The organism is Streptomyces sp. CO7 (genome assembly GCF_053474865.1).
Map to the genome: position 1 here is coordinate 355,890 of NZ_JBRIOU010000009.1, position 3,547 is coordinate 359,436.

Below are 3,547 nucleotides of genomic sequence, written 5' to 3' on the forward strand. Positions count from 1 at the left end.
GCCCCCTCCGCGGGGGCCGCCCGGCACGCCGGCAGGCTCGGCCTCAGTTGCCGGCGCCCTCCACGACGGTGCTCCACTCGTCGAGGAGCGCCTGCGCGGACGCGTCGTCGGGGCCCTCCGCCCACAGGTGGGTGACCGCCTCGGCCGGGTCGGGCAGGACCAGCACCCAGCGCCCGTCGGCCTCCACGACCCGCACGCCGTCGGTGGTGTCGACGAACCGGTCGCCGGCCGCCTCGACCACCCGGCGCATCACCAGGCCCTTGACCGCCCACGGCGTGGCCAGGTCCCGCTTGAGCACGTGCGCCCGCGGGATCCGCGCGTCGATCTGGCTCAGGGTGAGCTGCGTGCGGGCGACCAGTCCGATGAGCCGCACGAAGGCCGCGGTGCCGTCGAAGACGCCGCTGAACTCGGGGACGATGAAGCCGCCCCGGCCGTCGCCGCCGAAGATGGTCGTCTCCTCGCGGCCGACCCGGGTCAGGTCGTCGGGCGAGGTGGTCGTCCACTCCACCTGCGTGCCGTGATAGGCGGCCACCTGCTCCGCGATGCGGGTGGTGGTCACCGGCAGCGCCACCCGGCCGCTGCGGCGCTCGGCCGCGACCAGGTCCAGCATCACCAGCAGCGCCCGGTCGTCCTCGACGATGCGGCCCTGCTCGTCGACGAGCGACAGCCGCTCGCCGACCGGGTCGAAGCGCACGCCGAAGGCCGCACCGGAGGAGGCGACGATCTCGCCGAGCCGCTTGAGTCCGGCACGCCGTATCTCCAGCGTCTCGGTGGGCCGCGCCTCGTCCAGACCCGGGTTGATCGTCAGGGAGTCGACCCCGAGCTTGCCGAGCAGGCTGGGCAGCACCAGTCCGGCGCTGCCGTTGGAGGCGTCCACCACGACCTTCAGCCCCGCGTCCGCGATGCCGCTGGTGTCGACGTTGCGCAGCAGCGACCCGGTGTAGGAGTCGAAGGTGCTGGACGGGAAGTGCAGGTCGCCGATCTCGCCGGGGAAGGCGCGCCGGTACTCCTGCCGCGCGAAGACGCGGTCCAGCTTCCGCTGGCCGGCCTGCGAGAGGTCCGCGCCCTGGCTGTCGAAGAACATGATGTCCACGGAGTCCGGGACTCCGGGAGTCGTGCGGATCATGATGCCGCCGGCACTGCCCCGGGCGGTCTGCTGCCGGGCGACGGGCAGCGGCACGTTCTCCAGGTCGCGGACGTCGATGGCGCTGGCCTGCAGCGCCGAGATCACGGCCCGCTTGAGCGCGCGGGCTCCTCGCGAGTGGTCGCGCGCGGTGGTGACGGTGGCGCCCTTCTTCAGGGTCGTGGCGTACGCGCCCGCCAGCCGCACCGCGAGCTCGGGGGTGATCTCGACGTTCAGGATGCCGGAGACGCCACGCGCGCCGAAGAGGTGCGCCTGGCCTCTGGACTCCCAGATCACCGACGTGTTGACGAAGGCACCGGCCTCGATGGTCTTGAACGGGTAGACCCGTACGTTGCCCTGGACGATCGATTCTTCACCGATCAGGCACTCGTCGCCGATCACCGCCCCGTCCTCGATCCGGGCGGCCCGCATGATGTCGGTGTTCTTGCCGACCACACAGCCCCTGAGGTTGCTGTGCGGCCCGACGTACACGTTGTCGTGGACGACGGCCTTGTGCAGGAAGGCCCCGCTCTTCACGACCACGTTGGAACCGACGACGGTGTGCTCGCGCAGCTCCGCGCCGGCTTCCACCTTGGCGTAGTCGCCGATGTAGACCGGTCCGCGCAGGACGGCGTCCGGGTGCACCTCGGCGCCCTCGGCCACCCACACGCCCGGCGAGATCTCGAAGCCGTCGATGTCGACGTCGACCTTGCCCTCGAGCACGTCGGCCTGGGCCTTCACGTAGCTCTCGTGCGTGCCGACGTCCTCCCAATAGCCCTCGGCGACGAAGCCGTAGATCGGCTTGCCTTCCTTCATGAGCTGCGGGAAGACGTCACCCGACCAGTCCACCGGCACATCGGGCTGGACGTAGTCGAAGACCTCGGGCTCCATCACGTAGATGCCCGTGTTGACCGTGTCGGAGAAGACCTGGCCCCAGGTCGGCTTCTCGAGGAAGCGCTCGACCTTGCCCTCGTCGTCCACGATGGTGATGCCGAACTCCAGCGGGTTCGGCACACGCGTCAGGCAGACGGTGACGAGGGCGCCCTTCTCCTTGTGGAAGTTGATCAGCTCGGTCAGATCGAAATCGGTCAGGGCGTCACCGGAGATCACGAGGAAGGCATCGTCCTTGAGTGCCTCTTCGGCGTTCTTGACGCTTCCCGCGGTGCCGAGCGGCTTTTCCTCGTTGGCATAGGTGAGCTCCATACCGAGCTCTTCGCCGTCACCGAAGTAGTTCTTGACCAAAGAGGCCAGGAACTGGACGGTGACCACGGTTTCGTTGAGCCCATGCCTTTTCAGCAGCCGCAGAACGTGCTCCATGATCGGCCGGTTGACCACCGGCAGGAGCGGTTTGGGCATGCTCGAGGTCATGGGGCGAAGGCGGGTGCCCTCGCCTCCGGCCATCACGACGGCCTTCATGTCGGAAGCGTCCTCCTCTGACAGACGACGGGTTGACCGACATCCTCCGCCCGAAGGGTCGCGCCAGTTCTGGACACGGGCCGTCGGACCCCGAAGGGCCACTCATCGGCGAGTCAGTCGGTAGTGGCCATGGTGTCCGCGCGAACAAGGCGTCGGACCTGCACCACGTAGAGGACTCCTGCCCACCAATAGAGGGTTGTACCCCACCCCGCGAAGGCCCAACCGAAAACAGCCGCCAGGGAGGCCAGCCATCCGCTTCCGTCGCTCAGCAGAAGGAGCGGGAAGGCGTACATCAGATTGAACGTCGCGGCCTTCCCGAGGAAGTTCACCTGCGGCGGCGGATATCCGTGCCGGCGCAGGACGGCGACCATCACCAGGAGGACGGCTTCACGCGCCAGCAGGACCAGCGTGAGCCACAGTGGCAGGATTTCCCGCCAGGTGAGGCCGAGAAGGGTGGAGAGGATGTACAGCCGGTCGGCCGCGGGGTCGAGCAGCCGGCCGAGGCTGCTGATCTGGTTCCAGCGCCGGGCGAGCTTGCCGTCCAGGTAGTCGGTGACACCGCTCAGCGCCAGCACGAGCAGCGCCCAGCCGTCGCTCTTCGGGCCGCCGAACTCGGGCCGCAGAATGAGCCACAGGAACACCGGCACGCCGAGAAGCCGCGCCATGCTGAGGATGTTGGGGATGGTGAGCACCCGATCCGTCTGGACGCGGGTCTCCTGGACCTCCACCCGGGGGCCTCCTGTGGTGATACGTGTCAACGATGCGATCGAACCTTACCGTCAGGCCGGCCGTCCGGATGCGGAGGGGTGCCCTGACGTGCGAGGAACGGGGCCTATACGGAGCCGATACGGCCCGGGAATGCAGAAAGCCCCCGCACCAACGGTGCGGGGGCTTTCCCAATATTTGTTCGGCGGCGTCCTACTCTCCCACAGGGTCCCCCCTGCAGTACCATCGGCGCTGTGAGGCTTAGCTTCCGGGTTCGGAATGTAACCGGGCGTTTCCCTCACG

Annotated in this window: 2 protein-coding genes and 1 rRNA gene; all 3 read right to left on the bottom strand. The window is 68.6% G+C overall.

What is annotated here, in order from left to right; translation table 11 throughout:
- Positions 1-43: 43 nt before the first annotated feature.
- Positions 44-2,539: a sugar phosphate nucleotidyltransferase gene (locus tag ACOV8S_RS28240; RefSeq protein WP_448321313.1), complete on the bottom strand. Its 2,496-nt coding sequence runs from the start codon at positions 2,537-2,539 to the stop codon at positions 44-46.
- Between the two features lie 113 nt (positions 2,540-2,652).
- Positions 2,653-3,267 (bottom strand): CDP-alcohol phosphatidyltransferase family protein, encoded by a 615-nt coding sequence (locus ACOV8S_RS28245; RefSeq protein WP_448321344.1) that lies wholly within the window; start codon positions 3,265-3,267, stop codon positions 2,653-2,655.
- Positions 3,268-3,444: 177 nt separating this feature from the next.
- Positions 3,445-3,547: ribosomal RNA gene (gene rrf / locus ACOV8S_RS28250) — 5S ribosomal RNA — on the bottom strand; the annotation flags it as partial.